Here is a 3,602-nt window from a genome sequence, read left to right on the forward strand (position 1 = left end):
CGGCTGCCGTCCGATGGAGCGGGTCGTCGTGGCTCCCGCGCCGGTCGTGGTTGCTCCGCCTGTTGTCGTGGTGCGTCCGCGCGTGTGCCCCTATGGCTTCCGCTGGTACGCCGGCCGCTGCCGTCCGTTCTGATCTCTCCCAGTTGCGAAGCAGCAAAAAGGGGATCGCGATTGCGATCCCCTTTTTCATTCCGGGCCCGGCGTTACCAGTGACGCCAATGGCGATGATGCCAGCGATGGCGCCAACCCCAATGACGATGACGCCAGCCCCAGTGGCGGTGACGCCAACCCCAGTGACGGTGGTGCCAACCCCAGTGACGGTGATGCCAGTGGCCGTGACCCCAGCGCACCTGCTCCGGCTTGAGCTGGGCTGCTTCCTCGCTGGTGGTGACGGCAGGATGAGCGTCCGGATTGGCCGATGGCAGGCTGTCTTTCCCCAGCACTTGCGGCGCGAGCGGCGCGGCCTGCGCGGCGGCGGTGAATGCGGCAGCTCCCGCCGCGACACCGAATGCAAGTTTCAAAAAGTTCCGGCGCTCCATGACTTAATCCTCTGCTTCATCGATCAAGTGATGCAGAACAAGTGTCGCGGCGCCGATATGAACCGCCGCTGAATCGACCGTTCAGGTTCACTGCAGAGAGCCCCGATGGAACGAAGCTCTATCCGTCCTGCGCTCGGCCAAAAAATTCGCATCCCCCGTCGGAGCGCGCCGTCTCCATCCGTCCTAGGGCTGAGACAGCACGGAGACAGCACATGGCCGACCTCACGGACGGAAGACCGGATGGCGCATGTCGCGGCGGCCGATAAGGCCCCGGGCAATGTGATCGACCGCACACACATGGCGTCGCGGTAGCTCTACAGTCACCCCAGCCATAACGAATTGCCGCGAAGCCATTCAGAGAAAGAAAGGTGTCCCATGTCCCGCATCGCATATCTCAGAGAACAGATTGCCCGCGCCGAGCGGCTGGCGAAAGCCATCCTCGACCGGCGGACGGCGGAGCAGCTTCAAACCTTCGCAGCCGAATGCCGCGCCGAACTGTCCGAGCTGACCCTCAAGACCGCCGCGTGATGCGTACGGCCTGCCCGGGGCGTCACACCAGCTTCATCGGCGTATCCGCGACCACGCGCAGATCGATGCTGCCGATCAACGCCGACCGGCGCGCTTCCGCAGCGCCGATCGCATGGTCCGTCTGCCGCAACGTGCTGATGTTCGAGCCGAGCGAGACGATACCGCCGAGCACCAGGGCGATCGAGCCGAGCGCAGCGGTCTGACCAAATCCAAACAGCCCGAGAATGGTGGCCAGGAGCAGCACCGCACCGCTGCCAATCGCGATCTTGGACGCCAGGATGTACTTCCGGCACCGCTCGGCGATCTCGGCGAGCCGCTCGATGCGATCTTCGATGTCGGCGATTTCGTCGGTCGGATCGTCTTCGGTCATTGGATTTTGATCGAACCTGTAGGGAGGGTTACGGCTTCGCCTAACCCACCCTACTCATTTCTCACAACGGCAAATTGTCGTGCTTCTTCGCCGGCATTTCCGTCTTCTTGTCCTTGAGCATCGCCAGCGCCCGCGCGATCCGCTTGCGGGTCGAATGCGGCATGATGACGTCGTCGATGTAGCCGCGTTCGGCGGCGATGAAGGGCGACAGGAAGCGGTCTTCGTATTCCTTGGTGCGCGCGGCGATCTTGTCGGGGTCGCCGATGTCGCTGCGGAAGATGATCTCGACCGCGCCCTTGGCGCCCATAACGGCGATCTGGGCGGTCGGCCAGGCGTAGTTCATGTCGGCGCCGATCTCCTTGGACGCCATCACGTCGAAGGCGCCGCCATAGGCCTTGCGGGTGATGACGGTGACGAGCGGCACCGTGCACTGCGAGTACGCGAACAGGAGCTTGGCGCCGTGCTTGATCAGGCCGCCATATTCCTGCGCGGTGCCGGGCAGGAAGCCCGGCACGTCGACGAAGGTGACGATCGGGATGTTGAAGGCATCGCAGAAGCGCACGAAGCGCGCGGCCTTGCGTGAGGCGTCAGAGTCGAGCACCCCGGCCAGCACCATCGGCTGGTTGGCGACGAAGCCGACGGTGCGGCCGGCGATGCGGCCAAAGCCGGTGACGATGTTCTTGGCGAAGGCTTCCGCGATCTCGAAGAAGTCGCCCTCGTCCACGACCTTCAGGATCAGCTCCTTCATGTCGTAGGGCTTGTTCGGATTATCGGGAATCAGCGTGTCCAGGGACATGTCGACGCGGCCGATGTCGTCGAAGCTCGGCCATTCCGGCACGCCGTCGGTATTGTTGGACGGCAGGAAGTCGATCAGGCGACGCATCTGCAAAAGCGTCTCGACATCGTTCTCGAAGGCGCCGTCGGCGATCGACGAGCGCGTGGCGTGCACCGAGGCGCCGCCGAGCTCTTCGGCGGTGACGACCTCGTTGGTCACGGTCTTCACGACGTCGGGCCCGGTGACGAACATGTAGCTGGTGTTCTTTACCATGAAGATGAAGTCGGTCATCGCAGGCGAATAGACGTCGCCGCCGGCGCAGGGGCCCATGATGACCGAGATCTGCGGGATCACGCCCGAGGCCAGCACGTTGCGGCGGAACACGTAGGAGTAACCGGCGAGCGCGGCGACGCCCTCCTGGATGCGGGCACCGCCCGCATCATAGAGGCCGATGATGGGCGCCCGCGCCTTCATCGCCATGTCCTGGAGCTTTGTGATTTTCAGCGCGTGGGTTTCGGAGAGCGAGCCGCCGAACACGGTAAAATCCTTGGCGAAGACGAAGGTCTTGCGGCCGTTGACGGTGCCCCAGCCGGTGACGACGCCGTCGCCCGGCACCTTGGTCTTCTCCATGCCGAACTCGGTGGAGCGGTGCTCGACGAACATGTCGAACTCCTCGAACGATCCCTTGTCGAGCAGGAGCTCGATGCGCTCGCGCGCGGTCAGCTTGCCGCGGGCGTGCTGCGCCTCGATGCGCTTCTCCCCGCCGCCGAGCTTGGCGCCGGCGCGACGGTCTTCAAGGGCGTCCAGGATATGTTTCATTTGCTCCCGCCAGTTCTTAAGCCTTAAGTGCTGGGCGTTCTAACACGGCATTTTGCAGGCCGGGAAGCGGCTTTCGGCGCCGCAGGGCTGCTTTGACGCAGCGTGAAAGCGCAAGGAATTCCAGAGTTTTGCCTGGGGATGCGACCATGGACGACAGAGCTGTTGACACCGGCGCCGTGACAGGCGGCGTCAGGGCCCTGCTGCGGCTCGAGGGGCTCGCTCTGTTCGCGGCCATGACCGTGCTCTATGCGACCTGGGGCGGCTCCTGGTGGGTCTATGCCCTGCTCTTCCTGGTGCCGGATCTGAGCTTCCTGGCGTACCTCGTGGACGCCAAATTCGGTGCGCTGGTCTACAACGCCGCCCACAGCTACATGGCGCCGGTGGCGCTGATGACGCTGGGTTTTGGCCTCGCCGCGCCCCTCACCCTCTCCATCGCCTTGATCTGGCTCGCCCATATCGGCATCGACCGGGCGCTGGGCTATGGCCTGAAATATTCCGCCGGGTTCGGCTTCACCCATCTGGGGCGGATCGGCCGGCAGAGCGGCGCCTGAGCTGCCGCGCGAGCGGCGGG

The 3,602-nt window shown here is 64.4% G+C and carries 5 protein-coding genes and 1 pseudogene; 3 read left to right on the plus strand and 3 right to left on the minus strand.

All coding sequences use genetic code 11. The features are described from left to right. Positions 1-133, plus strand: a pseudogene (locus AOQ71_RS50370) (GCG_CRPN prefix-to-repeats domain-containing protein); the annotation flags it as partial. A gap of 70 nt (positions 134-203) precedes the next feature. Here AOQ71_RS50370 and AOQ71_RS43765 read toward each other — a convergent pair. Continuing rightward, on the minus strand, positions 204-539 hold the full coding sequence (locus AOQ71_RS43765) for a twin-arginine translocation signal domain-containing protein (RefSeq protein WP_083514440.1): 336 nt from the start codon (positions 537-539) through the stop codon (positions 204-206). A gap of 375 nt (positions 540-914) precedes the next feature. Between AOQ71_RS43765 and AOQ71_RS46370 the strand changes: the two genes are divergently transcribed. Next, a complete protein-coding gene (locus tag AOQ71_RS46370) occupies positions 915-1,067 on the plus strand; it encodes a hypothetical protein (protein WP_167353995.1) in 153 nt (50 codons plus the stop codon). 22 nt (positions 1,068-1,089) lie between these two features. On the opposite strand, the gene AOQ71_RS23690 is transcribed toward AOQ71_RS46370, so the two are convergent. Together AOQ71_RS23690 and AOQ71_RS23695 are read right to left on the minus strand one after the other, a co-directional pair. Continuing rightward, complete coding sequence (locus AOQ71_RS23690) at positions 1,090-1,437, minus strand: hypothetical protein (protein ID WP_057751746.1); 348 nt, start codon at positions 1,435-1,437, stop codon at positions 1,090-1,092. A 61-nt stretch (positions 1,438-1,498) separates the two neighbouring features. Then, positions 1,499-3,031, minus strand: coding sequence for an acyl-CoA carboxylase subunit beta (locus tag AOQ71_RS23695; RefSeq protein ID WP_057751748.1), 1,533 nt, complete (start codon positions 3,029-3,031; stop codon positions 1,499-1,501). A gap of 146 nt (positions 3,032-3,177) precedes the next feature. On the opposite strand from AOQ71_RS23695, the gene AOQ71_RS23700 reads away from it, so the two are divergent. After that, positions 3,178-3,582, plus strand: a complete 405-nt coding sequence (locus tag AOQ71_RS23700) for a DUF4260 domain-containing protein (RefSeq protein WP_057751751.1) — start codon at positions 3,178-3,180, stop codon at positions 3,580-3,582. The last annotated feature ends 20 nt before the right edge of the window (positions 3,583-3,602 follow it).

It is taken from the genome of Bradyrhizobium manausense (assembly GCF_001440035.1).
Lineage (GTDB): Bacteria > Pseudomonadota > Alphaproteobacteria > Rhizobiales > Xanthobacteraceae > Bradyrhizobium > Bradyrhizobium manausense.

What these genes read in the sequence shown, in the direction of transcription:
- AOQ71_RS43765 (WP_083514440.1), bottom strand. Translation starts at nt 539, where the DNA reads ATGGAGCGCCGGAACTTTTTGAAACTTGCATTCGGTGTCGCGGCGGGA.
- AOQ71_RS46370 (WP_167353995.1), top strand. Translation starts at nt 915, where the DNA reads ATGTCCCGCATCGCATATCTCAGAGAACAGATTGCCCGCGCCGAGCGG.
- AOQ71_RS23690 (WP_057751746.1), bottom strand. Translation starts at nt 1,437, where the DNA reads ATGACCGAAGACGATCCGACCGACGAAATCGCCGACATCGAAGATCGC.
- AOQ71_RS23695 (WP_057751748.1), bottom strand. Translation starts at nt 3,031, where the DNA reads ATGAAACATATCCTGGACGCCCTTGAAGACCGTCGCGCCGGCGCCAAG.
- AOQ71_RS23700 (WP_057751751.1), top strand. Translation starts at nt 3,178, where the DNA reads ATGGACGACAGAGCTGTTGACACCGGCGCCGTGACAGGCGGCGTCAGG.